Origin of the sequence: Parasphingorhabdus flavimaris (assembly GCF_013371215.1) — a bacterium.
GTDB lineage: Bacteria > Pseudomonadota > Alphaproteobacteria > Sphingomonadales > Sphingomonadaceae > Parasphingorhabdus > Parasphingorhabdus flavimaris.
Genome location: NZ_JABWMH010000004.1, coordinates 21482 through 48462 on the forward strand (window position 1 = coordinate 21482; position 26981 = coordinate 48462).

Consider the following 26981-nt stretch of genomic DNA (forward strand, 5'->3'; position numbering starts at 1 on the left):
GCCTTCGTCATTTCAAATTCTGACTTATCGGAAATTTGAATCGGACATGGTCAGCCTCAGATTACGCGACTGTTCACGGCCCGGAAGAGAGCTGTTGGCGCGCATACCCGGTTCGTACAATACCACCTGATTGCGCCCGCGGCGTTTGGCGGTGAACAGAGCGGCATCGGCGTTTTTCATCGCCGCCGAATCCTTATGGTCCGGGGCCATGCCGGTCACGCCAATGCTCACGGTGATGACATGACGTATATTGTGGCAGGGCTCAAATATTATACTCTCTATCTCGTGGCGCACCATCTCGCCGATGATCTGCCCCTCCAGCGCGCTGGTGTCAGGCAGAAAGATACCGAATTCTTCACCACCGATGCGTCCCGCTATATCATTTTTGCGCAAAATCCTGTGGAAAACCTTGCCGAGCAGGTTCAGCGCCTGATCCCCGACCGGATGGCCGAAATTGTCGTTGATATCCTTGAAATGGTCGACGTCGACAATCAGCAGCGCATTGCTGTCTTGGTCGCCGCGTAATTTGCTGAGCTGGCTCAGGAAACTGTCCCGATTGAGCAGGCCGGTCATCCCGTCAAAATTGGCCCGCAGTTCAAGCGCCTTGTTGGCCTTGCGCAATTTCCCTTGCGTGTCTTTGAGCCGGTTGGTGAGCTGGATTAGCTTGAACCGCTGCTTCGACATGTAGAGACCGAGCGGGATGCTGATTCCCCAGGGAACCACGATCGCCATGGTCATTGCTTGCCAGAACCGGCCGTCCACCCCGTAGAATAGCAGATAGAAAAATCCGGTGAGCGTGAAAGACAGTAGCACCGCGATTGCCGATATGATGGCCGTCTGCCGGATCGGCGAGATGCTTTGCACTGGTTCGGTCATGATCCGTTGCTGTAACGGAAATTGGTTGATCGGATGTGCATTGCCGTGGTTAACAGGCTGCAATGGCAAATCGCTCAATCCATCGGAAAACCGGTAAATTGTGGCTGATTTCCGGCGCGGTTCAGCCTGGATCAGCGTTAAGTTCCGCAGTGCAGACGAACCATTCCGCTAACCATGTTGCATTGCGCCGATGGCGTTCAATATCTTCTTTCGTGCCTGATTTTTTCACCGCAAATAGCCTTGCACTCACCGGTCAACTGCCGCAGGCTCAGAGCAGTCTAAAAATAGTCGACAAGGAGGAGTCCAGCATGACGATACCGATAATTGCAGCGGTCACTGGTGCCATATTGATCATAATGCAGGCACTGTTGATGATCCTTGTCGGCACTCACCGTATCCGCAACCGGATCAATCTCGGCACCGGTGACGATCCGGCGCTGGAACGCAAAATCCGCCGCCACGGCAATCTGGCGGAGAATGCCGCGCTGTTCGTCGTGGTACTGGCGCTGGCGGAAATGACCGTCGTGCCGAATATTGTCGTGCAGATCATCGCCCTTGTCTTCGTCATCGGTCGAATCTTTCACGCCGTCGCCTTGTCGACCATAGCCGGCTCGCATGGCGCCAAAACCGGCAGGATTTTCGCTGCCCTTCGCGCCATCGGCGCGATGACGACCTTCGGCAGCTTTGTCGCGCTCGGCGGCTATCTGCTAGCCGGCATATTCTAGCGTCCATATTTATCCCGCTCATCGAAAGAAAATATATGACCACCAACCTCTCGTTCATTCTCAAAGGCTCCGCCGCCCAGGCCTTCCGCGGTCTGACCAAGGTTCTCACCAAGGCCAAGGCAACAGCAGAAGCAGCCGGAACAGCCGAGGAATCCTATCTCGGCGCGCGCCTGTTTCCCGACATGAGCGATCTCAAATGGCAGGTGCAAATGATCACCGAATTCGCGGTGCGCGGCGCTGCGCGGATGAACGGCACAGCCCCGGATGCGCTGCCCAACATGCCGATGGAAGGCGATACATTTGACGCCCTGATCGCCCGCATCGCCGAATGTGCCGAGACTATCGCAGCCACCGATGATGCCGCAATCGATGGCAATGCCGATCTGAAAATCTCGATGCCGGTTGGGCCGGAACAGACGATGGAACTGGACGGCCAGACCTATGTGCTCAGCTTCTTCCTGCCCAACCTGTTTTTCCACGTCACCACAGCCTATAATCTGCTCCGCATGCAGGGCGTCGCGATTGGCAAACGCGATTATATGGGATTGTAAGCCGGATTCATTCGGCCCGCTGCGGGCCACGGCCGTCCTGCCACCATTCCTGTAGCCAGCCATAGGGGCGCGCAACCGCCTGGCCGCGCGCGTCCCTTGCCGGTTCGAAGCGGAAGCGCTGTTCGATCAGACGACAGGTAGCGGCATCGAGTACCGGATGGCCGCTGGACTGTCGCACGGCGCAATCGCTGGCACGGCCATCGACCCCGACCGTGAAATGGGCCACGACATTGCCGCGGTTTCCGGCCTTCCAGACCCCACGCGGAATATCCCTGCGGGTGATCGCCCCGGAGAGATGGCGCGGACCGGAGACGATTCCGCCACTTCCGAAACCGTCCCCCTGCCCGCCGCCGCCATGTCCGGCGCCCGGCCGGTCGGAAGCGCCGGCATCATTGTCATTTCCCGCACCTGCAACCGGCGCAGCAACGACCGGAGTGATAATATCCAGTCTGACCACCGGCTCAGGCACCACGATCTGGGTCGCCTCGGCTTTCACATTCTTGGGAGAAGCGGCCTGTTTTCCGGCTTCGACCGGCTCCTTGTCCGGGACCGGCTTTGGCGGTGGCGGGGCAGTGATATTGATGACCTTGAATCCTGCCGCGACAGTCCTGGTCATCTCCATTCCCAACCCGCTCACCAGCGCGTAGCCGATCGCGGCATGGATGACGATCACCGCGGCCAGCGATTTGAGGCGATCCTGCCGATCATGTTCGGTCACAAATTCCATATTCATCTTCTAGCAGCAGGCGCATGAATATTCGCTGGCACGCAAGCAGGTCCCGATTGATCGCGCGCCCCAACACTGGTAGCAGGATGTTGTCCGTAACTGGCGAGATCAAGATGGAACACCATCGGGGAGCGGACATAGTTACAGCCGATCGCCTGGGCGTTTCTCTAAGCTGGAGCCACCCCATGACCGATAGTCCAAAATCTTTCCACATCGTCTTCCTGCTGTTCGACGGCATTACCCAGCTCGATTTCACCGGACCCGCCCAGTTTCTCGCGCGGATTCCCGGAGCAATTGTCCACACCGCCGCCAGGCGTCCCGAACCGATAGAAACCGACAGCGGCTTTGCCATCTTGCCGAACAGGACTTTCGCCGACTGCCCCCAGGCCGACCTGCTGTGCGTGCCCGGTGGTTTCGGCACCAGGGACGTGATCGTCGACGCTGAAACATTGCAGTTTCTGCGCGATCAGGCAGCCGGAGCGCGCTACATCACCTCTGTCTGCACCGGTTCGCTGGTCCTCGGCGCGGCAGGATTGCTGAAAGGCAAACGGGCAACCAGTCATTGGGCCTATACCGCATTGCTGGAAAAATTCGGCGCGACTTTTGAAAAGGCGCGGGTGGTAAAGGACGGCAATATCATCACCGCGGGCGGCGTCACATCCGGAATCGACTTTGCGCTGACCGTCATCGCGGAGATTGCCGGTCAGGAATTTGCGCAATCCATCCAGCTGGGACTCGAATATGATCCCCAACCCCCGTTCCGTAGCGGCCACCCTGATCTCGCGGATCCGAAACTGGTCAAGCTGCTGCACGACCGGATTTATGGAGAGAAGGCTGCCGACATAGCGGCGATCATTGACCGGCTATAATGTCGGAATTTTGATTTGCGCTTACATCGTTATCGCGTAGGCCAAGACGTAAATGGACAATCCCGCGCAAATCAGCGAGCTCAAGCTTTTCCTCTTCGCCCTGTCTTCGGCGGCGGTGGTCGCCAACGGCTATTATATTCACCCCCTGGTCACACCGGTGGCAGAAGAATTCGGGGTCAGCGGCGCGACCATCGGACTGGTTCCCGCGCTCAACCAGATCGCTCTGGCGCTCGGGATATTATTGCTGCTGCCGCTCGGCGACCGGATCAACAACCGCAAGCTGGTGACAATATTCGTGGCGGGCCAGTTTCTCGCGATGCTGGCGATGGCGCTGTCCGGCAGCTTCCTCCTGTTCGCCACCGCTTCGTCGCTGCTCGGCTTTGTTACCATCGCGCCCTATCTGTTGCCCGCTTATGTTACCCGGCGCGTCGCGCCCGGTCGGATCGGCCATGTCACAGGCATAATGACCGCAGGCGTGACGCTGGGCATATTGGGCAGCCGGGTTGGCGGCGGCTTGCTCGGTCATTATTTCGGCTGGCGCTCGGCCTACTGGGTCGGCGTGGCTTGCATGGGATTGCTGGTGGTCCTCCTGCCTTCGATCATGGAGCGCAGACAGGACGAAAAGCCCTCAGACGTCGAGCCCCCGCGTTACAGCGAATTGCTCCGGTCCTTGTGGCCGATCATGAAATCGATGCCGGAAGTGCCTCTCGGCGGTATGATCCAGGCGCTCTCGTTCGGACTGTTCCTCGCGCTCTGGCTGGCAATCGGCCTGCATCTGCCGCGCAATGGTTATGGCGTCGATACGGTCGGTTATCTTGCGATCATCGCCATCGTCAATGTTTTCGGCTCGCCTTATGCTGGCCGGTTCGCGGACCATATCGGAGCGGAACGCGCCCGCATCTATTTCTGCATGGTACAGCTCGCCGGCGTCTCCCTGCTCCCCTTTGCCGGCAATAATCTCTGGTTGCTGGTCGTCGCGGTCATTTTCAACAGCATTGGCGGCGCATCGGTTGATATCTGCAGCCGCACGATATTGTTCAGCCGCGCCCCGGAAATCCGGACCCGGCTGATGACCATCTATATCGTGATCATGTTTATCGGCGGCGGCATATCGAGTTGGCTGGGCGCCGCCACTTATGAATTTGCCGGATGGCCGGGCATTTCGATCATGGCGATCTGCTATGCGGTGACGATCATGGGACTTTCGCTCTGGGGCTTGCGTTTCAAGCCAGCCAGAGACGAAAATCAGTCATCGCTGGCTCGACACAAGGCATGACCGGACAACGCTAGAGCAAACTGTCCCGCTCGATCCTGTCCTCTTTGGCGGGCAGGCTGAACAACATGCCGTCCTTCCCGAGAACTACTGGCCCTTCGAAAGCGCCAGCGACGCCCTTCATGAAATACCCCTCGAGATAGTCGAGCGGCAGCGCCGGAACGATATGGGAGAAGACGAGCATCTTCGCCCCGGCCGCCCGCGCCGCTTTCGCCGCTTCGACCGGCGTCGTGTGATAATCCGGAATGTCCGACATGATCTTGACCATCCGCGTGCGACCGGCTTTGTCAAAAGCCGCTTCCACGGTGCCGACCATCTCTGCATTCAACACTTCGTGCACCAGCAGGTCGCATCCGTTGCAGGCTTTTTCCACGGCGGTCTGCCTGACCGTATCCCCGCTGAACACGACCGATCGGCCCTTGTAATCGAAACGATAGCCGACCGCCGGCGAGATCGGCTTGTGGGACACCGGAAATGCGGTAATCTTGATACCGTCCTGCTGATAGACAATGACTTGGTCCTGCCCCTGTGGAGCGGGAAATGATCTGGCTTCGCCACCGGCGCCGGACGGCGGCATCGTCGCTTCTCCATGATGGGCGATGCGATATTGCACGTCGGCCGCATAGGCCGCGTTCAGACCGTCGACGATCGCTGCCACGCCCTCTGGTGCAATCACCGGCAGGGGCGCGTCCCGGCCACCGCCGGCCCAGCGCTGCAGCATCAATTCTCCCATGCCGTCGATATGATCGCTGTGGAAATGGGTGAGCAGCAAGGCTTCCACCGCGCCGGGATTGAGACCCATCAGCCCGAGATTGCGCACGGCGCCACCGCCGATATCGACAATGAACATCCTGCCATCGATGATCACCGCCGAACAGGGACCGGCCCGGGTCGGATCGGGAAGCGGCGAACCCGAACCGCATAGCGCGACGTGCATTCCGTCGGGCAGACCGCCGATCACGTCGCGCACGACTCCGGTCGCGACCGCACGTGCAAACATGCGTTCGCCGATTGGCTCACGAAACATTATCCCGGCGCCGACCAGCAGCAACACCAATATCACCAGTCCGATACCCAGTTTCTTCATGACAAACTCCCATTGTCCGGTTCAGCATTCTACCAGATTGACGGCCAAACCGCCTTGCGAGGTTTCCTTGTAACGGTCGCTCATGTCCAGCCCCGTCTTGCGCATGGTTTCGATCACTTCATCGAGACTGACCCGATGCGTGCCATCGCCGAGAATCGCGAGCCGCGCCGCCTCGATCGCCTTGACCGCGCCCACTGCATTGCGTTCAATACACGGGACCTGCACCAGTCCGCCGACCGGATCACAGGTCAGGCCGAGATTATGCTCCATCCCGATCTCGGCGGCATTTTCGACCTGCAGCGGAGTCCCGCCCCAGGCGGCCGTCAGACCGGCGGCGGCCATCGAGCAGGCGACCCCGACCTCGCCCTGGCAGCCGACTTCTGCACCGGAGATCGAGGCATTTTCCTTGAACAGCGATCCAATCGCGGCAGCGGTCAGCAGGAATGTCTCGACGCCCGCTGCATCCGCCTTGGGCGCGAACCGCTCGTAAAAGCGCAGCACCGACGGGACGATGCCGGCGGCACCATTGGTCGGAGCGGTCACCACCTTGCCGCCCGCGGCATTTTCTTCGTTGACCGCCAGCGCCCAGAGATTGACCCAGTCCAATATGGTCAGCGGATCGGACAGCGATCGTTCCTGTCGCTCCATCAGTCGCGCGTGGATCAGCGGGGCGCGGCGCTTGACCCGCAGCCCGCCGGGCAAGATGCCACCCTGCAATATCCCGCGGTCGATGCAGGCCGACATCGCATCGGCAATCTCGCGGATCGCGACACTGGTCTGTTCATCGGTCTGGCGAGTGCGCTCGTTGGCGCGCATGATGTCGGCGATGGAGATATTCTCGTCCGCCGCGATCCTGAGCAGATCAGCGCCCGAGCAAAAACTGTAAGGCACGTCCCACAGGCCGCTTTCCGGATTGTTGCTGCCGATCTGGTCCTCGTCGAGAATCGCGCCGCCGCCGACCGAATAATAGACCCGGGTTGCGAGCAGTTCATCACCATGGAACGCATTGAACCGCATCGCATTGCTGTGGAAGTCGAGCCGCTTTTTCTGGTCGAAGATCACGTCGTTTGCTTCATCGAAAGCGATGACATGGGCATCGTTCAACCTGATCTGCATCGACTCCCGTATCGTGTCGACGAGCAAATCGGCTGCATCCGGCTCGATATCTTCCGGGCGCTGGCCACTAAGACCCAGCAGGATCGCCCGGTCGGTCGCGTGGCCCTTGCCGGTCAGCGCCAGCGAACCGAACAGCAATGTCTCGAGACGGGTGACCTCGCTCAACCGCCCGCTATCGGCCACCCGCTCGACAAATTGCGCCCCCGCCAGCATCGGTCCCATCGTGTGAGAACTGGACGGCCCTACGCCGATCTTGAACAGCTCGAATGTGCTACAGACCATCTCGCATCCTGACCTTTAAGACACCAGCGTTTCGGCGATCCACTGGTCGACGCGCTGTTCCAATATGCCGAGCGGCAGAGCGCCACCGCCAAGGATGACATCGTGAAAAGCCCTGATATCGAACTGGTCACCCAGTTTCTCCTGAGCCCGGGCACGCAGTTCGAGGATCTTGATCATGCCGATCTTGTAGCTGGTCGCCTGGCCCGGATTGACCAGATAGCGGCGGACTTCAGAACGCACCGCCGCTTCGGGAATCGAACTGTTTTCAAGGAAATAGGCCACCGCCTGCTCCTCGCTCCAGCCCTTGCTGTGCAGACCGGTATCGACCACCAGCCGGATCGCCCGCCAGATCTCGCTGGTGAGCCGTCCGAATTCGGAATAGGGATCCTGATAGCCGCCCATTTCCTTGGCGAGCTTCTCCGAATAGAGACCCCAGCCTTCGCTATAGGCGGTATAACCCGCCTGGGTGCGGAACACCGGAATGCCGGTGAGTTCCTGAGCGATTGAAATCTGCATATGATGCCCGGGCAGGCCTTCGTGATAGGCAATCACCTCAAGCGTCGGGATCGGCATCGCCCGCATGTCGGAAAGATGGGCATAATAGATGCCCGGCCGCGATCCGTCCGGCGTGCCGCTGCGATAATGCTGGGCCGCGCCGTCCCGCTCGCGGAAGGATTCGACCCGGCGCACCTCGAGATCGGCCTTGGGCAATATGCCGAAATAATCCGGCAGTTTTTCCTTCAGCGCCTCGATATGCCCCTTGGCCGCCGCAATATATTGGTCCGCTCCGGCATCGTCGTCGGAGAAATAAAAGCGGTCGTCCTCACGGATGAACTTGAAGAAAGCCTTCAGATCGCCGTCAAATTCCACCTGATCCTTGACCGCTTCCATGTCGGCCCGCAACCGGGCCACTTCGCTGAGACCCAGATTGTGAATCTCGTCGGCGGTCAATTGCGTCGTTGTCTGGTTGGCAAGGCGGTAATCGTAGAAAGCCGTTCCGTTCGCCAGAGTGCCCGCGCCTTTTGGCGCCGCGTCGGTGTTGGGCAGGTCGGCTTCATACCAGGCGATGATCCGCTGATAGGCTGGTGCAAACGTGCCGGTCAGGGCCGCCCGCGCTTCGCCGCGCAGCACATCCGCGCGCGCTGCGTTGATGATCTCCTCGTCGACCAGCCCCTGCAACTTCTCTTCGGTCGCAGTCCAGATTGCCGAAGGCTCTCCATCGTCGAAGGGCGCGCCGCTGATGATCTTGCGCGACTGGTCGATCACGCCTTCATAGGCGAAACGTGGCGGCCGGGTTCCGGCTGCGGCATTGGTTTTTGCGCGCGCCAGAAGCTGATCGAGCGCAGTAGCAACCCCCGACAGCCGCTGGATAAACCCGAGCATATCCGCTTCGGATTCGACCTTGTGGGTGTTGATCAGAAATGTCGGGAAAAATGACTGCAGCCCATTATGCTGGTGCAGCGCATAGCGGTTCGTCCGGAACGCCAGACCGGCTTCGGCCTGTTCGAGATTATAGACCCAGATATCATAAGAGATTTTGGCGTCCTGCGAGAGCTTCTCATAGTCAAAGCGGCTTTTCATTTCCGCAACCGCAGCGCGTCGCCACGCCAGTTCGCGATCCGCGCCGGCGTCGCTGAAATCGTCGATCAGACCATAGCTGGTCTTGCGCCCGATGAACGTCTGTTCGATCGGGCTGAACGCGAGTTCTTCTTCATATTTCTCGTCGAACCACCGGTTGATGCGATCGGTCTCGCTCGCCGCTTCGGTTGCCGCTTGCTCTGTTGCCAGTGCCGCGGCTGGCACCATCGGGAGAGCGGCCAGTCCGCTCAATAAAGCCGTGCTCAAAAGAAAAGACCGGATCCGCATGTTCATTCATCCTCTCGTCATATTATTCAATGGAACTTCCATTGCACATGTAACGGAATTTGGAAACGCATCTGGCGTTGATAAAAAAAGGGCCGGAAGTTTCCTTCCAGCCCCTCTTGTTTGGTTCAGCCTTAGCTGGGTGGTTGGGTTTAGAAGCCCATTCCGCCCATGCCGCCGCCCATGCCGCCCATGTCGGGCATGCCGCCGCCGCCAGCTTTGTCGTCTGATGGCGTTTCTGCCACAGCCGCTTCGGTGGTGATCAGCAGACCGGCAACCGAGGAAGCATCCTGCAGTGCAGCACGGACAACCTTGGTAGGATCGATGACGCCGGCTTTAACAAGGTCTTCATAAACATCGGTCGATGCGTTGAAGCCGAATTCCTTGCTCTTCTGGTCCAGCATCTTGCCGGCTACAACCGCGCCGTCAAAGCCCGCATTTTCAGCGATCTGGCGAACCGGAGCCTGCAGCGCACGACGAACGATGTCGATGCCGCGGGTCTGGTCGTCGTTGATGCCTTCAAGACCTTTGAGAGCCGAAGTAGCATAGAGAAGTGCAGCACCGCCGCCCGGGACAATGCCTTCTTCAACGGCAGCACGGGTTGCGTGCAGCGCGTCGTCGACACGGTCTTTCTTCTCTTTCACTTCAACTTCGGTAGCACCACCGACCTTGATCACGGCAACACCGCCAGCGAGTTTCGCCAGACGTTCCTGCAGCTTCTCTTTGTCATAGTCAGATGTGGTGTTTTCGATCTGGTTACGGATCGCTTCAACGCGTGCCTTGATGTCGGTTTTCTTGCCGGCACCGTCGACGATCGTGGTGTTATCCTTGTCGATCGTGACATTCTTGGCTTCACCGAGCATGTTCAGCGTAACGCTTTCCAGCTTGATGCCGAGATCTTCGGAGATCATTTCGCCCTTGGTCAGGATCGCGATATCTTCGAGCATCGCTTTGCGACGATCGCCGAAACCAGGTGCCTTGACCGCTGCGATCTTCAGGCCGCCGCGCAGCTTATTGACCACGAGGGTCGCGAGCGCTTCGCCTTCAATATCTTCGGCAATGATCAGAAGCGGGCGTCCAGCCTGAACAACAGCTTCCAGAATCGGGAGCAGTGGCTGCAGGTTGGTCAGCTTCTTTTCGTGGATCAGGATGTAGGGATTTTCGAGGTCCGCAATCATCTTGTCCGGGTTGGTGATGAAATAGGGCGACAGGTAACCGCGGTCGAACTGCATGCCTTCGACAACGTCGAGTTCAAAGTCGAGACCCTTGGCTTCTTCAACCGTGATCACGCCTTCTTTGCCGACTTTTTCCATGGCTTCAGCGATTTTCTCGCCAACTTCACGGTCGCCATTGGCGGAGATGATGCCAACCTGAGCGATTTCCTGCGTACCCTTGACGTCTTTCGAACGCTTCTTGATGTCCGCAACAACAGCTTCAACCGCCTGGTCGATACCGCGCTTCAGATCCATCGGATTCATGCCGGCAGAAACGGATTTCATGCCTTCCTTGACGATAGCCTGAGCGAGAACGGTAGCAGTGGTGGTGCCGTCGCCGGCAACATCGTTGGTTTTCGATGCGACTTCACGAAGCATCTGTGCGCCCATATTCTCGAACTTGTCTTTCAGTTCAATTTCCTTGGCAACCGAAACACCGTCCTTGGTGATGCGCGGTGCGCCAAAGCTCTTGTCGAGCACAACATTACGGCCTTTGGGACCGAGGGTTACCTTAACGGCGTCAGCCAGCGTGTTCACACCCTTGAGGATGCGTTCGCGGGCATCGCGACCAAATTTTACGTCTTTAGCAGCCATGATATTTTCCTCTGCTTAGTTGATTGAAATTATGATGGGGGAAGCAATTACTTCTCGATAATACCGAGAATATCGCTTTCCTTCATGATGATCAGCTCTTCGCCGTCAACGGTGACTTCGGTGCCGGACCATTTGCCGAACAGGATCTTGTCGCCTTTTTTGACGTCAAGCGCTGTGGTCTTGCCATTGTCGTCTTTCAGGCCATTGCCGACAGCGACAACCTTGCCTTCTGATGGCTTTTCCTGTGCGCTATCCGGAATGATGATGCCGCCCGCAGTTTTGGTATCCGCTTCTACGCGGCGCACCAGTACACGGTCATGTAATGGACGAAATTTCATAGATTTCCCTTTCTTGCCCAATCCAAATCTCTTCATGCCAGCGGTTCGCCGCCGACCGGAAGAGCAGAATATATGTGAATTAGCACTCTATGCTTCCGAGTGCTAACAGGCCCCATGTAGTCCTTATTCATCCACCGTCAAGGGAAAGGACAGAAATTATTTTGGTTAATTTTTGTTGGATTTCCAAGGCATTCCGATTCTTTTTTCTGCAATACGCAATGCTACGGAAGCGCTGTGTAACCGGATCGCCAGCGCCGCCGAATATCATCACGAGCCCGCATTGGCAGGCTCGCACCTGTTCCCCCATATACAAGAGAGGAAAATTTCATGTCTGTTCTAATGAAAACCACCGCCGCCGCTGCATCACTGGCTGCCGCCGCGACACTGTCCCTTTCCGCCACCGCTGCTGAAGCCGCCGGGGCCAAGGAGAAATGCTATGGCGTCGCGCTTGCCGGCAAGAATGACTGCGCCGCCGGGCCGGGCACGAGCTGCGCCGGAACATCGACCGTGAATTATCAGGGCAATGCCTGGAACTATGTCGCCAAGGGCGCCTGCGTCAAAATGGGCGGCACGCTGACCGCGCACGAGGGCAATGCGAAACCGGTTCCTAAAAAGGGCTGAACGCGCTAGATTCCGTGGATGATTCCGATTTCTGATCCCGACGCTTCGCCAGCCACGCCTGTGCCATGTTCCCTCCCTCCATTGAGTGGCATAGGCCTTAAATCGGTGCATTACACCCATGTGCTCGACGATGACACGGCGGCGAAACGACCTTCCTGGGTTGAGGTTCATCCACAGAATTACTTCGGCGATGGCGGCCCGGCACACCGCTGGCTCACCGCCATCGCCGGGGTTTATCCCCTGAGCTTTCACAGCGTCGGCCTGTCCCTCGGCAGCGCGGACGGGCTCAACCGCGACGATCTGGAAAATATCGCCGCACTTTGTGACCGGTACCAGCCGGCGATGGTGTCCGACCATCTCAGCTGGAGCGGCAATGCCCATGACCGCTATCCCGATCTGCTCCCCATTCCCTACACGCAAGAAGCGCTGCATCATTTTGCCGGCGAGATCGGCAAGGTCCAGGACCGGCTGCAACGCGCCATCCTGATCGAGAATCCGTCCCGCTATCTCTCCTATCGCGACGACGAAATGGGCGAGACCGACTTCATCCACGCCTTGTGCAGGACATCGGGCTGCGGACTGCTGTTCGATATCAACAATGTCGAGGTCAGCGCCACCAATGTCGGACTAGACATGCAGGACTATATCGACGCGATCGACCCGGGAATCGTCGGCGAGATCCATCTGGCCGGCCATGCGAGGGAAGAACATGACAGCGGGCCGCTGCTGATCGACGATCATGGCTCGATTGTCAGCGATATCACCTGGAACCTCTACCGCCGCTTTGTCGAACGGGCCGGTCCCAAACCGACCCTGATCGAATGGGACAGCAATATTCCCGAATATGATGTGCTGATGGCCGAGGTCGCCAAGGCAGACGCTGTTCTGACCAATGCTTCGCTGGAAGAGTCCCGCCATGCCCTCGCTCGCTGACGGCCAGTCGCGCTTCATCGCCTGCCTTCAGAAGGGCCCCGGGCATTTTCCCGACGACCTGTTCGCGCAGGATGCGGAACGCGCGTTGCTTGGCCTGAAGGCGCATGCGAACAACATCTCGCACGCCCGTCTGGTGTCGCTGGAGGACAGTTTTCCGCGACTGCACGCCCATATGGGCCATGAAACCTTCCACGCCATTTCCCGCGATTATGTCGATCAGGGCCATGTCATGGCCTGCGACATCAATCACATTGCCGCCGATTTCCCGAATTTTCTGGTGACTCGCGAACAGGCAGGCACCGCAATCGATCTCGCCCGGATCGAATGGGCGTGGATCGAGAGCTATCGCGCCGCAGAGGCCACGCCGGTTGCGCTGACCGACATTGCCGCCCTGCCCGAAGACGCGCTGCTCGCTTTCCCGGTCGCCGCCCATCCGGCCATGCGACTGATAAAGATCACCGGGCCGATGTCGCCGGAACTCGGCGAACTGGTCGAGACGGACCCGAGCGCGCTGATGGTCGCCCGCCCGGAAGCGCTGGTTTCTCTCCACCCGCTCGATACAGTGGAACAGGCGATTGCCGAAAAAATTGCCGATAGCGGAACCATGGGTAACCTTTTGGCGCATGCGCTCGAACTGGGGGATGAAACAACGGCAATGCAGCATATTATCACGCTGATCCAGGCCGGGGCGATGACGCGCATTCAGGGGTAGAAGAACATGAACAAGAAGATGACAAAGAAACTGGTCGGCCTGATCGGCGGCACCATTCCCGAGGGCATCGCGCTTCTGGTTACCCGTATCGCCCTCGCCGGAATATTCTGGCGGTCGGCCCGTACCAAGGTTGAAGAAGGCAGCATCCTGACGATCAAGGACACGACATTCTACCAGTTTTCGGACGCCCCGTTCAACCAGGTGCCGATACTCAACGGCGACCTGGGTGCCTATGTGACCACCTATATGGAGCATTTGCTGCCGGTCCTGCTGGTTCTCGGGTTGGCAACGCGGCTTGGAGCACTCGGCATATTGGCGATGACCATGGTGATCCAGATATTCGTGTTCCCGGAAATGATCATCTGGTGGCAGACCCATATCCTCTGGGTCGCGATGGCGCTTGTCCTGATCGTGCGAGGCGGCGGCATATTCTCGCTGGACCGGCTGACCGGTCACAAACTGGGCTGATCCGGTGATCGCGAACGAGGAAACCTTTCGTCATCTGATGATCAGGGCACAGGGCGGCGACAAGCTTTGCTATGCCAGTCTGCTCACCGAATGCGAAAAATGGCTGCGCCGCTATTATGGTCGAAAGATCAACCCGTCGGCGATCGATGATCTGGTGCAGGAAACATTGATCTCGCTCCACCGCAAGCGCGCCAGCTACGATCCGACAAAAGCGTTCCTGCCCTGGCTGGCCGCCATCGGACGCTACCGCTGGATCGACAGTTTGCGCAAAATATACCGGCACGAACATGACCAGCTGTTTGAAGAAATGGTCGCCGATCCGCAGGACGAGGACATGACCGCCAGGGTCAGCCTGGCACGGTTGCTGGGGATGCTCCCCGAAAAACAGGCCGAAGTGATCAGTCTGGTCAAGATTGAGGGCCTCAGCATCAACGAGGCCTCGGCGATGACCGGGCAGTCGGAATCACTGGTCAAAGTGAATATCCATCGCGGTCTCAAAAAGCTCTCATCGATGGTTGAGACCGAATGAAAATAGAAGAGTTTAAATGATGTCAGACAAGATGATAGATAGCCTGGTCGATGACCTGACACCGGTCAAACCGTTGAAGGCCCGGAGCGGGCTGGCACTGACTCTGGTGATCGCTGCTGTTTTTGCGGTCGCCGTTGCAGTGTTCGGCGGGCTCCGTGGCGACATATTGATGGGCATACCGCACCCGATGTTCTTTCTGCGCGCCGGCGCCTTGCTTTTGCTTGGCGTGACCAGCAGCTATGCGGTCATCGCGATGAGCCAGCCCGCCGTCGGCAACAGCTTCAAGGGCTGGGTCTGGGCATTGCTGGCCGCCTTGCTCTTTCCGGCCACAGCCATCGTCATGGCGATGATGGCCGCGCCGGATAATATGGCGATACTGGTGCCGCGCTATGGCCTCGAATGTCTGGGCATCAGCATGCTGCTGGGGACCGGTATAGCCGCAACCCAGATCATGTGGCTCCGGCGCGGCGCGCCGGTCGCGCTTAATCGCGCCGGATGGCTGGTCGGCATGTCTTCTGGCGCTCTGGGCGCAGCCGCCTATAGCCTGCATTGCCCGTTCAACAGCATATTCTATGTCGGGCTGTGGTATTCGCTGGCGGTGGTCCTGTGCGCCGTGGTCGGCCGCCTGGTCGTTCCGCACCTTATCCGCTGGTAATCTCCCGATCCGATCCCATATAGGGCAGGTAATCCAGTCAACGCAGGGACATGAATATGCAATTTGCACGGGCAGCATGGAGATTTCTGGTCGCCATCAAGGACGGCATGGTCCTGATCGCCATGCTGCTGTTCTTCGGTCTGCTCTATTCCCTGTTGTCAGCGCAGCCGAACAGCGCGTCGATCCGCGACGGCGCCTTCTTGCTCGACCTGAACGGCGTGATTGTCGAAGAACCGGCCGCACCGACGTTCGAAGACCTACTCGCCAGCAATAGTGACAGTCCGCGCGAATATCGCCTGCGCGACGTCGTCCGCGCGATCGATGCAACGGTCGAGGATGACCGCGTCAAAGCCATCGTTCTTGACCTCAGCCGTTTCATCGGCGGGGGCCAGACCAGCCTGACCGATGTCGGCGAAGCGCTCGACCGGGCCAGGAAGGCAGGAAAGCCCGTCTATGCCTTTGCCAATTTCTTCGGCGATGACGGCTATCAGCTGGCGGCCCATGCCACCGAAATCTGGATGGACCCGATGGGCGGAATTATCTTCGCCGGCCCCGGCGGCAACCGCCTCTATTACAAGGGCCTGATCGATCAGCTCGGCGTGACCGCCAATATCTACCGCGTCGGCACCTACAAGAGCGCCGTCGAACCCTATATGCGCGCCGACCAGTCGCCGGAATCGCGGGAAGCATCCGAAGCGCTCTACGGCGTGCTGTGGGACAGCTGGCTTGCCGAAGTGAAAAAGGCGCGGCCCCAGGCTGTGATCCAGCCCTTTGCCGATGATCCTGCCGCTTTCATCACCGCAGCAGGTGGCGATATTGCTTCGGTCGCGATCAGGCAGAAACTGGTCGACAAGCTCGCCGACAAGACCGCTTTTGACCGGTTTGTTGCGGACAAGGTCGGCGTGGACGAGACCCCCGCACCCGACAGTTTCAAAAGCATCAACTATGACGACTATGTTGCCGCAAATCCGGTTGAGACCAAGGGTTCGCCCATCGGTGTGATCACAGTCGCCGGCGAAATCATCGGCGGCAAGAGCGGAACGGGCAAGGCCGCCAGCGGCCGCATCGCCGAACAGATTTACAAGGCGCTGGACGAAGACGAGATCAGGGCGCTGGTGGTCCGGGTCGATTCACCCGGTGGCTCAGCCTTTGCCAGCGAGGAAATCCGCCTGGCGCTGCTGCAAGCAAAGAAAAAGAAGCTGCCGATCGTCATTTCGATGGGCGATGTCGCGGCCAGCGGCGGCTACTGGATTGCCGCTGCCGGCGACCATATTTTCGCCGAGCCGGATACGATTACCGGGTCGATCGGTGTGTTCGCGGTTCTGCCCAGCTTTGAAAAAGCGCTCGCCAAATGGGGTGTCACCGCCGACGGCGTCCAGACCACCCCCTTGTCCGGCGAACCGGATTTTGTCGGCGGCTTCAGCGAGGATCTCAATCTGGTCCTGCAGTCGGGCGTGGAAAACAGCTATCGCGATTTCGTGACGCTGGTTTCCGAAGCACGCGGCAAGACGCCGGCCGAGGTCGACAGCATCGGACAGGGCCGCGTCTGGGACGGCGGCACCGCGCGGCAGCTCGGCCTGGTCGACGGCTTTGGCGGCATGACCGAGGCCCTTGCGGAAGCGGCCAAACGGGCGGGTCTCGAAAAGGGCGAATATCATGCGCAATATCTCGACCCGAAGGTCGGCCTCTCCTGGCTCCCCTTTGATGGCATTCCCTTTGTCCGGCAGGAAGGCGCTCCGGTAACCGGCGTCATCGGCTGGGCTGCCCAACGCCAGAAGGCGATTGTCGGCCAGGCAATGGCCGCCGCCCAGGGTCTGCTGGTGCGCGAAGATGTCCAGGCCCTGTGCCTCGAATGCGGCACCGGCGTGCACCGGAACAGCCAGGCATCTGCCAAATGGATAGATCGGCTGCTCGCTTATTCCTTCTCTTCGGCGCCGCGATAGGCGGGTAGCGACAGACCCTTGACGATTGCCAGGGCGCGCAACGCAAATCCGGCGGTAAAGGCGATCAGCGCGGCGACAAATCCCTGCACCCCGGTCTGCACCAGCAGGACGAATACCGAAGCAGCGAGCGCGCCGGCGGTCACATAAAGCTCCGGCCGGATAATGATCGACGGTTCTCCCGAGATCAGGTCACGGATCACCCCGCCGACGCTCGCGGTGATGATCCCCATGATCGCGGCGGGAACCGGGTCGATGCCCAGTTGCATCGCCTTGGCCGCACCGAAAACCGAATAAGCCGCCAGTCCGATCGCGTCGAACCAGTCGACCGCCGCGGGTCGCCAGAATTTGACCGGTGTCAGCCAGACCAGCAGGGCAATCCCCAGACACAGGATGGGTACGCGGGCGTCCTGGACCCAGAAGACTGGCGCACCGATCAACAAATCGCGGACCGTACCGCCGCCAACGCCTGTAACGAGCGCGAAAAAGCCGAAGGTAACCAAGGTCTGGCGGTTGCGCGCTGCGACCAGCGCACCGGAAATCGCGAATACCGCGATACCGAACAGGTCGAGCCATCCCAGCGCGCTATATAAAATGGTGGAATTCATGACGATATGCTCCGCTTGCGCCTGCGCCGGGTGAACAGCAGGACAAATCCGAGAATTGATCCCGTCAGGGCGAGCGCAGCCGATCCGATCAATATCGGGTGGCTGGTATCTTCGCGCGTCTGCAGGTCCATGATATGCAGGCCCCACATGAAATCGAACACCCGCCAGAATTTCGTCCGCACCGCAAGCAGCTCGCCGGTATCGGCATCGATATAGAAGCGCGCATCATCGTCGAACGCGACCTGCCAAGCGGGCCGCCCGCTGCGCTGGTCGCTCGGTGCGTTGCCGGCATCGAAGCGTGTCACCGAGCGGATTGCAGCGCTGTCCGCTCGCGCCGCCCGGGCGATGGCATCCGCCTCGGCAGCTGAAACCGGCGGCAGCAACGCTCCGGTCAGAGCATCCGCCCGCCGCTTGCCGCCGTCTGCATAGGCAATCACCCAGAACGGACCGGCATCATTTTGCTGCAAGGTCAGGCTCTTGGCCGTGCGGCCCTCCAGCAGGGGCACGACCGGCCGGATCGCATCCAGCATGGGTGCTTCGCTACGCAAATGATTGCCACGGACATTTTCGATCGGCTGGGCCACCATCAGCAATCCGCTCGCGGTCCAGATGATGATCGGCACCCCGATCAGCCACCCGAGCCAAACGTGCCAGCGCATGAGTTTATGATGCTTCATGGAAGTCCAGCGAGCAAGGCTTTGCGCTCCGACAAAGCCTCACGAATATCAAAGGCAGGATCGGCGATCTTGGTGGACGCGATCACATCGATGGCAGCGTCCAGTTCCGCTATGGCCGCTTCCCGGGATTGCCTGGATTCGAAGACGAGCGCCCGAATGAGATGCGTATGAACGATGGCGACATCAGCCGCCGGATATCGTCGTCCCTCCGTCAGGGCAAAAAACCGCTGCGACTTTATGGCAAAATCCTTGCTCACCAGGCTGTCAGGATCGCGCAGACATTCTCTGGTCATGACGTTCAGACGCATCGGCTCAAAAGCGTGAAAAATCTCCAATAACGGCAAGCAACTATAGAGCGCGCGAGCCATTTCTTTCCCGCCTCGCGACTGACAGCTGTCGGATTCGGCCCGGTGAGCCGATGTTTGCGCTATCAGGCTTGCGTCGATGCGGGCCAATTTTCCGATGGCGCCCGCCCAGGCACCCGATATCTCCAGCAGATTGCTCGACAGCGTGACGGGCGGAGATGCGGCCAGCAATAGCGGCAGGGAAAGGAAGAGGGTAAGCCGATGCATCTTTTTCCCCTCCGCTCGTCGACTAGATATGGATCGGCTTGCCCTGCACCGCCATTGCCGCTTCCTTGATCGCTTCCGAATGGGTCGGATGGGCGTGGCAGGTATAGGCGATATCCTCGCTGGTCGCGCCGAATTCCATCGCCTGGGTGACCTGGGCGATCATCGTGCCGGCGAGCGACGAGATGATATGGGCGCCCAGCACGCGATCGGTTTCCGCGTCCGCAATGACCTTCACATAGCCGTCAGTATCGCGGTTGGTCTTGGCGCGGCTGTTGCCGGCGAAGGGGAATTTCCCGACCTTATATTCGGTGCCACTGTCCTTTACCTCTTCCTCGGTCTTGCCGATGCTGGCAATTTCGGGATAGGTATAGACGACACCGGGGATCAGGTCGTGATTGACGATGCCCTGCTGTCCGGCGATAAATTCGGCCGCCGCAATGCCTTCATCCTCGGCCTTGTGCGCGAGCATCGGGCCGGGAGTTACATCACCGATCGCATAGACACCGGCAACATCCGTCTGGAAATCATGGCCGACCTCGATCTGGCCGCGGTCGTTGGTTTCGACGCCGGATTTTTCGAGTGCGAGCCCGTCGATATTCGGCTTGCGGCCAATCGCCACCAGCACGACATCGGCCTCCAGCGTCTCGCTGTCGCCGCCCTTGGCCGGTTCCATGGTGAGGGTCGCCTTCTTGCCCTTGACGGTGCAGCCGGTGACCTTGGTCCCGGTCCTGATATCAAAGCCCTGTTTCTTGAAAATGCGCGCCGCATCCTTGCGGATATCGCCATCCATGCCGGGCAATATCTGGTCGAGATATTCCACCACCGTGACTTTCGCGCCAAGCCGCAGCCAGACCGAACCCAGTTCCAGCCCGATCACGCCGCCGCCGATCACGACCATATGGCCGGGAACCTTGGGCAGTTCGAGCGCGCCGGTGGAATCGACCACGACATGCTTGTCATTGTCGATCTCGACGCCCGGCAACGGGGTGACCGAAGAACCGGTGGCGATCAGGATATTCTTGGCCGTGTAGCTCTTTTCTCCGACCTTGACTGTATTGGCATTTTCAAACGCGCCGCGGCCCTTGATCCAGTCGACCTTGTTCTTCTTGAACAGGAACGCGATACCGCCGGTCAGTTCTTCAACCGCCTTCAGCTTCTCGGACAACATCTGCTTCAGGTCCAGCTTCGCGCCGGTCAGCTTGACGCCGAATTTCTCGAGCGCGCCGCTATGGGCTTCGTGATAGAGTTCGGACGCGTGCAGCATCGCCTTGGACGGGATACAGCCGACATTGAGGCAGGTGCCGCCCAGTGTCTCGCGGCTCTCGATGCAGCCGGTCTTCAAACCGAGCTGAGCCGCCCGGATAGCCGCGACATAACCGCCGGGCCCGGAGCCGATTACCAGAAGATCATAGTCAAAATTGTCGGTCATATTCTGTCTCTCATTCCGTCATCCTGAACTTGTTTCAGGACCTCCCGAGATGCTGAATCTGGTTCAGCATGACGAGCAATGGTTTGTCGTCTTACAAATCAATCAAAAGCCGCGCCGGATCCTCGATCGCTTCCTTTATCCGCACCAGGAAGGTCACCGCCTCGCGACCGTCGATCAGACGATGGTCATAGCTGAGCGCCATGTACATCATCGGACGGATAACAATCTCGCCATCCACGACCACGGCGCGATCCTCGATCCGGTGCAGGCCGAGCACCGCTGACTGCGGCGGGTTGATGATCGGCGTCGACATCAGCGAGCCGAACACACCACCGTTGGAGATGGTGAAGGTCCCGCCCTGCATGTCGGCCATCGTCAGCGATCCGTCCTTGGCGCGCTTGCCGAAATCACCGATCGTGTTCTCGACATCGGCAAAGTTCATCGCTTCGGCGTTGCGGATCACCGGAACGACCAGACCGTTGGGCGCGCTGACCGCGACCGAAATATCGGCATAATCATGATAGACGATTTCGTCGCCATCGATCTGCGCGTTGACCGAAGGCACGTCTTTCAGGGCCATGCAGGCCGCCTTGACGAAAAAGCCCATGAAGCCGAGCTTCACGCCGTGTTTCTTGGCGAACAGGTCCTTGTACTTGCTGCGGGTTTCGATCACCGCGGTCATGTCGACATCGTTGAACGTGGTCAGCAGCGCCGCCGTATCCTGCGCCTCTTTCAGCCGCCGTGCGACGGTCTGGCGCAAGCGGGTCATGCGGACACGCTCTTCGTTGCGGTTGCCGGTCGATGAGGTTTCCGGCGGGGTCTGGGCTCCCTTTGCCGTTCCCTTTTCCGCGAGCGGGGCCTGCTGACTGCTCTGGGCACCGGATTTCACATATTGTTCGACATCGGCCTTGGTCAGGCGGCCATCCTTGCCGGTCCCGCTGATCTGGCTCGGATCGACACCATGTTCGAGCACCAGACGGCGCACCGATGGTGACAGGGTGATCGATGCATCGGGCTCGCCCGCTTTTGCCTCGCTCCTGGTTTCTGCCTTGGCCGGGGCCGGAGCCGGAGCGGATTTGGCTGCGCTCGCCGCGCCGCTTCCTGCCTCGATCGTCGCGATGATCGCGCCGACTTCGACGGTATCGCCCACAGCAACCTGATGCGCGCCCATCACGCCAGCTTCCGGCGCGGGTACTTCCAGCGCGACCTTGTCGGTTTCGAGGCTGGCAATCGGTTCGTCGGCGGCAACCGCATCGCCGGGCTGCTTGAGCCATTCGCCCAAGGTTGCTTCGGTAATCGATTCGCCCAGAACCGGGACTTTTACTTCTATTGCCATAATATTCACTCTGCTTTCGTAGCTTGTCATGTTCCTGCCGAGACAGGAGAACGGCCCTTACATCTTATTGCGCTTCATGCCCCAGGGCCTCGGCGATCAGCTGCTCCTGCTGCTGCTTGTGGCGGCTTGCCAGTCCGGTTGCCGGCGAAGCCGAGGCGGCGCGTCCGGCATAGACCGGGTCGCGTGGCCCGACGTCGGCCAGGGTCAGGGCCTTTTCCAGATAACGGCGGACGAAATGCCAGCTGCCGTTATTCTTTGGCTCTTCCTGCGCCCAGACCATCGTCTCGAGATTTTTCATCCGCTTGAGACGGACCACCAGAGGTTCGCCGGGGAACGGATAAAGCTGTTCGATGCGGATGATCGCGGTATTCTTGTCGCCGGCGGCATCGCGCGCCTCGATAAGGTCATAGGCGACCTTGCCCGAGCAGAGCACCAGACGTTTCACATCCTTGTCCGCGGGTGGATTGGTATCGGACAATATCCGCATGAAATGATGATCGCCCTGGAAATCCTCCGCCTTCGACACCGCCATCTTGTGCCGCAACAGCGACTTCGGCGTCATGATGATCAAAGGCTTGCGGAAGCTACGCAGCATCTGGCGGCGCAGGACATGGAAATAATTGGCCGGCGTGGTGATATTGGCGACCTGGATATTATCCTGCGCGCAAAGCTGCAGGAACCGTTCCAGCCGCGCCGAACTATGCTCCGGCCCCTGGCCTTCATAGCCATGGGGCAGCAGCATCACCAGCCCGTTCGCGCGCAGCCATTTGGCTTCGCCGGAGGCAATGAACTGGTCGATCATGATCTGCGCGCCATTGGCGAAATCGCCAAATTGCGCTTCCCACAACACGAGTGTTTTCGGATCGGCGCCGGCATAGCCATATTCGAAACCGAGCACGCCATATTCGGAAAGCGGGCTGTCGAGCACTTCAAACCGGCCGTGACGCACGGTGCTGAGCGGCACATATTTTTCTTCGGTTTCCTGATCGACCCAGACCGCGTGGCGCTGGGAAAAGGTTCCGCGCCCGCTGTCCTGCCCGGACAGGCGGACATTATAGCCTTCCGAAACCAGCGCGCCATAAGCCAGCGCTTCGCCGGTTGCCCAGTCGAAATTCTCTCCGGTCTTGAACATCGCAGCCTTGGCTTCGAGTACGCGGCCGAGAGTCTTGTGAATCTTGTGACCTTCGGGAACCGTGGTCAGCGTCCGGCCAAGACTGTCGAACAATTTCGTGTCGATCGCGGTGTCGGCGTTGCGACGAGCGGTTTCCGGATCGGCCGGAATATGCAGCCCCTGCCAGCGACCGCCAAACCAGTCGGCCTTGTCGGCCTTGTAGGTCGCTGCCGCCTGGAATTCGGTTTCGAGATGTTCGGCAAAAGCGTTGCGGGTGCTGTCACCCCAATCGGCATCGATCACGCCTTCCTCGACCAGCCGCGCTTCGTAAAGCTTGCTGACCTTGGGGTGTTTCTTGATCGCTGCATACATGATCGGCTGGGTGAAGCTTGGCTCGTCGCCTTCATTGTGACCAAAGCGGCGATAGCACCACATGTCGATGACGATATCCCGGCCGAAACGCTGGCGGAATTCTATCGCGATCTTGCAGGCAAAGGTCACCGCTTCCGGATCGTCGCCGTTGACGTGGAAAATCGGTGCCTGCACGCCCTTGGCGACATCCGACGGATAAGGCGAGGAGCGCGCGAATTGCGGGCTGGTGGTGAAACCGATCTGGTTGTTGATCACGAAATGGATGCAACCGCCGGTATTATAGCCGCGGATGCCGGAGAAGCCGAGACATTCCCAGACAATGCCCTGTCCGGCAAAGGCGGCGTCGCCGTGGATCAGAACCGGCAGAACCTGGTCATGCTTTTCGAGATCGTCGCGCGCAACCTGCTGGGCGCGGACCTTGCCGAGCACCACCGGATCGACCGCTTCGAGATGCGACGGATTGGGCACCAGGCTCATATGGACATTGATACCGTCAAATTCGCGGTCGGAGGATGTTCCGAGATGATATTTCACATCGCCGGAGCCGCCGACATCATCGGGATTGGCCGATCCGCCGTGGAATTCGTGGAAGATGACCTTGTAAGGCTTGGCCATGACATTGGCGAGAATGTTCAGCCGGCCGCGATGGGCCATGCCGTAGACGATATCGCGCACGCCGGACTGGCCGCCATATTTGATGACATTTTCCAGCGCCGGCAGCATCGATTCGCCACCATCGAGACCGAAGCGCTTGGTGCCGACATATTTCTTGCCGAGGAAATTCTCATATTCCTCGCCCTCGATCACCTTGTTGAGGATCGCCTTCTTGCCTTCCGGTGTGAAGTGGATCTCGGCGTCCTTGCCTTCCATCCGGTCCTGCAGGAAGCGCCGTTCCTCGATATCGGCAATGTGCATATATTCCAGCCCGACCGAGCCGCAATAATTGGCGCGCAGCACCGCTTCGATTTCCCGGATGGTCGCGGTTTCAAATCCCAATACGCCGCCGAGGAAAATCGGCTTGTCCATTTCAGCAGCGGTGAAGCCGTGGAATTCGGGGGTCAGGTCAGCCGGTTCTTCCAGCTTGGACAGGCCCAGGGGATCAAGATTGGCACCGAGATGCCCGCGCACCCGATAGGTCCGGATCAGCATCATCGCCCGAATCGATTTTTCGGCTGCGAGCGCCACTTCGGCGTCGGACATCGATTTGCCGGATTTCTCGGCGGCTGCCTTGATCTCGACGCCCATTTGCGTGGGATCGAGCGCGCTGTTCAGCTCGTCGGCATCATCGAGCGGCCAATGTTTGCGCTGCCAGCTGGGGCCTGCTTCTTTTTCGGATTGGAGAAACTCTTGACCTTCAAAACCCATGATCATTTCCTTGGGGGGAGGGTGGCCCTCTGCTTGCGCAGAGGGCCCAGTAATCTAGACCAGCTCTTTCAGCATCGCATCAAGCGTCGTGCCCAATTCGCTCGGTGAAGGCGAAACGCGGATGCCCGCGGCTTCCATCGCCGCGATCTTGTCTTCCGCGCCGCCCTGGCCGCCCGAAACAATCGCGCCGGCATGGCCCATGCGGCGTCCCGGAGGTGCGGTGAGACCGGCGATAAAGCCGACCATCGGCTTGCTGCGGCCCTTCTTGGCTTCGTCAGCAATGAACTGCGCCGCTTCTTCTTCCGCGCTGCCGCCGATTTCACCGATCATGATGATCGACTTGGTTTCGTCGTCGGCCAGGAACAGTTCGAGCACGTCGATGAAGTTGGTGCCGTTGACCGGATCACCGCCAATGCCGACCGCTGTGGTCTGGCCAAGGCCAACCGCTGTGGTCTGGTGCACCGCTTCATAGGTCAAGGTACCGGAACGCGAGACCACGCCGACCGAGCCCTTCATGAAGATGCTGCCGGGCATGATGCCGATCTTGCATTCGTCGGGGGTCAGGACGCCGGGGCAATTGGGGCCGATCAGGCGCGACTTGCTGCCCTGCAGCGCGCGCTTTACGCGGACCATATCAAGCACCGGAACGCCCTCGGTAATCGCAACAATCAGCTCGATTTCGGCATCGATTGCCTCGAGGATCGAGTCCGCCGCGAACGGAGGTGGAACATAGACAACCGAAGCCGTCGCGCCGGTAGCATCCTTGGCTTCCGCCACGGTGTTATAGTTCGGCAATCCGATATGGGTCGTGCCGCCCTTGCCCGGCGTAACGCCCGCAACCATCTGCGTGCCATAAGCCAAAGCCTGTTCGGTGTGGAACGTGCCAGTGTTGCCGGTCATGCCCTGGGTGATGACCTTGGTATTCTTGTCGATCAAAATGCTCATAAAATTACTTTCTCGTCATTCCAGCGAAAGCTGGAACAATCTTCCCAGCGCGCTGCGTTGTAGCAAAAATCCCGATTTTTACCGGGATGCAATTTGCCCTTAAGCCAGTGAGCTATCCAGCCCCTTGCAGGCGACCAGCAATTCCTTCACCGCATCGACCGACACGTTGAAATTGCCCTGGGCCTCTTCGCTCAGTTCGATTTCGATGATCTTCTCGACACCGTTCTTGCCGATGATGACCGGCACGCCGACATAGAGATCGTCAACGCCATATTGGCCGGTCAGATGCGCAGCGGCTGGCAGGACACGGCGTTTGTCCTTGAGGTAGCTTTCCGCCATCATGATCGCGCTGGTTGCCGGAGCATAATAAGCCGAGCCGTTGCCGAGCAGGCCGACAATCTCGCCGCCGCCCTTGCGGGTGCGGTCGACGATCGCGTCGATTTTTTCCTGCGTGGTCCAGCCCATCTTGATGAGATCGGGGATCGGGATACCGGCGACCGTCGAGTAAGCCGGAACCGGAACCATCGTGTCGCCGTGGCCGCCGAGAACGAAGGCGGTGACGTCTTCGACGCTGACATTGAATTCGTCGGCAAGGAAGTGGCGGAAGCGGGCGCTGTCGAGCACGCCGGCCATGCCGACTACCATGTTGTGCGGCAGTCCGGAAAATTCGCGCAAGGCCCAGACCATCGCGTCGAGCGGGTTGGTGATGCAGATGACGAAAGCGTCGGGCGCATTGGCAGCAATGCCTTCGCCAACCGCCTTCATCACTTTCAGGTTGATGCCGATCAGGTCATCGCGGCTCATGCCGGGCTTGCGCGCAACACCGGCGGTCACGATGATGACATCGGCGCCGGCGATATCGGCATAGTCATTGGTGCCCTTGAGATTGCTGTCGAACCCGTCGACCGGAGCGGCCTGGCTCAGGTCGAGCGCCTTGCCCGCTGGCATGCCCTCGGCAATGTCGAACAGGACGACATCGCCCATTTCCTTGGAAGCTGCGAGGTGGGCGAGCGTGCCGCCGATCATGCCTGCGCCGATCAGCGCAATCTTGTTACGGGCCATGTGGGAAATTCTCCTGATAGAATAGAGTCGGAAAAGGATATTAACGACCGGATTAGGCCGCAATTAAGACAAATTCAACCGGAGAAAGCATCATTTTACCTGCTATCTTTGCAATTAGTTCTCAATAGCAA

At 59.3% G+C, this 26981-nt stretch carries 26 protein-coding genes and 1 riboswitch; of the genes, 11 read left to right on the forward strand and 15 right to left on the reverse strand.

The features are described 5' to 3' along the window. Nucleotides 1–24: 24 nt before the first annotated feature. Complete coding sequence (locus tag HUO14_RS12835) at nucleotides 25–876, reverse strand: GGDEF domain-containing protein (protein ID WP_176280246.1); 852 nt, start codon at nucleotides 874–876, stop codon at nucleotides 25–27. Nucleotides 877–1184: 308 nt separating this feature from the next. Between HUO14_RS12835 and HUO14_RS12840 the strand changes: the two genes are divergently transcribed. After that, complete coding sequence (locus HUO14_RS12840) at nucleotides 1185–1601, forward strand: MAPEG family protein (protein WP_176280247.1); 417 nt, start codon at nucleotides 1185–1187, stop codon at nucleotides 1599–1601. A gap of 35 nt (nucleotides 1602–1636) precedes the next feature. Next, the gene (locus HUO14_RS12845) at nucleotides 1637–2152 is read left to right on the forward strand and encodes a DUF1993 family protein (protein WP_176280248.1); all 516 of its coding nucleotides are present in this window, start codon (nucleotides 1637–1639) and stop codon (nucleotides 2150–2152) included. 7 nt (nucleotides 2153–2159) lie between these two features. On the opposite strand, the gene HUO14_RS12850 is transcribed toward HUO14_RS12845, so the two are convergent. Continuing rightward, nucleotides 2160–2879 carry an energy transducer TonB gene (locus HUO14_RS12850; RefSeq protein WP_176280249.1) on the reverse strand — a complete coding sequence of 240 codons (720 nt, stop codon included), beginning with the start codon at nucleotides 2877–2879 and terminating at the stop codon, nucleotides 2160–2162. 85 nt (nucleotides 2880–2964) lie between these two features. Beyond that, a riboswitch (ZMP/ZTP riboswitch) is annotated at nucleotides 2965–3047 on the forward strand. 17 nt (nucleotides 3048–3064) lie between these two features. Here HUO14_RS12850 and HUO14_RS12855 point away from each other — a divergent pair. Further along, nucleotides 3065–3748 (forward strand): DJ-1/PfpI family protein, encoded by a 684-nt coding sequence (locus HUO14_RS12855; protein WP_176280250.1) that lies wholly within the window; start codon nucleotides 3065–3067, stop codon nucleotides 3746–3748. 52 nt (nucleotides 3749–3800) lie between these two features. After that, the gene (locus tag HUO14_RS12860) at nucleotides 3801–5024 is read left to right on the forward strand and encodes an MFS transporter (protein WP_176280251.1); all 1224 of its coding nucleotides are present in this window, start codon (nucleotides 3801–3803) and stop codon (nucleotides 5022–5024) included. Nucleotides 5025–5034: 10 nt separating this feature from the next. Here HUO14_RS12860 and HUO14_RS12865 read toward each other — a convergent pair whose 3' ends face one another. The 5 genes from HUO14_RS12865 to groES form a co-directional block, all read right to left on the reverse strand. Continuing rightward, nucleotides 5035–6108, reverse strand: coding sequence for an MBL fold metallo-hydrolase (locus HUO14_RS12865; RefSeq protein WP_176280252.1), 1074 nt, complete (start codon nucleotides 6106–6108; stop codon nucleotides 5035–5037). A 21-nt stretch (nucleotides 6109–6129) separates the two neighbouring features. Then, a complete protein-coding gene (locus HUO14_RS12870) occupies nucleotides 6130–7506 on the reverse strand; it encodes an L-serine ammonia-lyase (RefSeq protein WP_176280253.1) in 1377 nt (458 codons plus the stop codon). Nucleotides 7507–7521: 15 nt separating this feature from the next. After that, nucleotides 7522–9378, reverse strand: coding sequence for a DUF885 domain-containing protein (locus HUO14_RS12875; RefSeq protein WP_246255638.1), 1857 nt, complete (start codon nucleotides 9376–9378; stop codon nucleotides 7522–7524). A 143-nt stretch (nucleotides 9379–9521) separates the two neighbouring features. Then, entirely contained in the window at nucleotides 9522–11177 is a 1656-nt protein-coding gene (gene groL / locus HUO14_RS12880) for a chaperonin GroEL (protein WP_176280254.1), read from the reverse strand. Nucleotides 11178–11224: 47 nt separating this feature from the next. After that, on the reverse strand, nucleotides 11225–11515 hold the full coding sequence (gene groES / locus HUO14_RS12885; protein WP_176280255.1) for a co-chaperone GroES: 291 nt from the start codon (nucleotides 11513–11515) through the stop codon (nucleotides 11225–11227). A 327-nt stretch (nucleotides 11516–11842) separates the two neighbouring features. Between groES and HUO14_RS12890 the strand changes: the two genes are divergently transcribed. From HUO14_RS12890 to sppA, 7 genes are read left to right on the forward strand one after another with little or no spacing between them, the layout of a single operon-like run. Further along, the gene (locus tag HUO14_RS12890) at nucleotides 11843–12136 is read left to right on the forward strand and encodes a BufA1 family periplasmic bufferin-type metallophore (RefSeq protein WP_176280256.1); all 294 of its coding nucleotides are present in this window, start codon (nucleotides 11843–11845) and stop codon (nucleotides 12134–12136) included. Nucleotides 12137–12154: 18 nt separating this feature from the next. Then, nucleotides 12155–13069: an MNIO family bufferin maturase gene (gene bufB / locus HUO14_RS12895; RefSeq protein WP_217908021.1), complete on the forward strand. Its 915-nt coding sequence runs from the start codon at nucleotides 12155–12157 to the stop codon at nucleotides 13067–13069. After that, on the forward strand, nucleotides 13053–13781 hold the full coding sequence (locus HUO14_RS12900) for an HvfC/BufC family peptide modification chaperone (protein ID WP_176280257.1): 729 nt from the start codon (nucleotides 13053–13055) through the stop codon (nucleotides 13779–13781). Before bufB ends, HUO14_RS12900 begins: the two co-directional genes overlap by 17 nt. A gap of 6 nt (nucleotides 13782–13787) precedes the next feature. Continuing rightward, the gene (locus HUO14_RS12905) at nucleotides 13788–14249 is read left to right on the forward strand and encodes a DoxX family protein (RefSeq protein WP_176280258.1); all 462 of its coding nucleotides are present in this window, start codon (nucleotides 13788–13790) and stop codon (nucleotides 14247–14249) included. A gap of 4 nt (nucleotides 14250–14253) precedes the next feature. Then, nucleotides 14254–14778: a sigma-70 family RNA polymerase sigma factor gene (locus HUO14_RS12910; protein WP_176280259.1), complete on the forward strand. Its 525-nt coding sequence runs from the start codon at nucleotides 14254–14256 to the stop codon at nucleotides 14776–14778. Nucleotides 14779–14794: 16 nt separating this feature from the next. Continuing rightward, nucleotides 14795–15433, forward strand: coding sequence for an NrsF family protein (locus HUO14_RS12915; protein WP_176280260.1), 639 nt, complete (start codon nucleotides 14795–14797; stop codon nucleotides 15431–15433). A gap of 56 nt (nucleotides 15434–15489) precedes the next feature. Then, entirely contained in the window at nucleotides 15490–17376 is a 1887-nt protein-coding gene (sppA, locus tag HUO14_RS12920) for a signal peptide peptidase SppA (protein ID WP_176280261.1), read from the forward strand. Here sppA and HUO14_RS12925 read toward each other — a convergent pair. The 8 genes from HUO14_RS12925 to mdh form a co-directional block, all read right to left on the reverse strand. Beyond that, nucleotides 17349–17981, reverse strand: coding sequence for a trimeric intracellular cation channel family protein (locus HUO14_RS12925; protein ID WP_176280262.1), 633 nt, complete (start codon nucleotides 17979–17981; stop codon nucleotides 17349–17351). The two genes, sppA and HUO14_RS12925, sit on opposite strands and share 28 nt — an antisense overlap. Beyond that, nucleotides 17978–18640 (reverse strand): PepSY domain-containing protein, encoded by a 663-nt coding sequence (locus HUO14_RS12930; RefSeq protein WP_246255639.1) that lies wholly within the window; start codon nucleotides 18638–18640, stop codon nucleotides 17978–17980. The genes HUO14_RS12925 and HUO14_RS12930 overlap by 4 nt, the downstream gene beginning before the upstream one ends. Before the next feature lie 14 nt (nucleotides 18641–18654). Next, complete coding sequence (locus HUO14_RS12935; RefSeq protein ID WP_176280264.1) at nucleotides 18655–19230, reverse strand: hypothetical protein; 576 nt, start codon at nucleotides 19228–19230, stop codon at nucleotides 18655–18657. A 22-nt stretch (nucleotides 19231–19252) separates the two neighbouring features. Then, nucleotides 19253–20659 carry a dihydrolipoyl dehydrogenase gene (lpdA, locus tag HUO14_RS12940; protein WP_176280265.1) on the reverse strand — a complete coding sequence of 469 codons (1407 nt, stop codon included), beginning with the start codon at nucleotides 20657–20659 and terminating at the stop codon, nucleotides 19253–19255. 91 nt (nucleotides 20660–20750) lie between these two features. Next, entirely contained in the window at nucleotides 20751–21995 is a 1245-nt protein-coding gene (odhB, locus tag HUO14_RS12945; RefSeq protein WP_176280266.1) for a 2-oxoglutarate dehydrogenase complex dihydrolipoyllysine-residue succinyltransferase, read from the reverse strand. Nucleotides 21996–22059: 64 nt separating this feature from the next. Then, nucleotides 22060–24843: a 2-oxoglutarate dehydrogenase E1 component gene (locus HUO14_RS12950; RefSeq protein WP_176280267.1), complete on the reverse strand. Its 2784-nt coding sequence runs from the start codon at nucleotides 24841–24843 to the stop codon at nucleotides 22060–22062. 54 nt (nucleotides 24844–24897) lie between these two features. After that, nucleotides 24898–25788, reverse strand: coding sequence for a succinate--CoA ligase subunit alpha (gene sucD / locus HUO14_RS12955; RefSeq protein WP_176280268.1), 891 nt, complete (start codon nucleotides 25786–25788; stop codon nucleotides 24898–24900). Between the two features lie 99 nt (nucleotides 25789–25887). Continuing rightward, the gene (gene mdh, locus HUO14_RS12960) at nucleotides 25888–26850 is read right to left on the reverse strand and encodes a malate dehydrogenase (protein WP_176280269.1); all 963 of its coding nucleotides are present in this window, start codon (nucleotides 26848–26850) and stop codon (nucleotides 25888–25890) included. Nucleotides 26851–26981 lie beyond the last annotated feature (131 nt).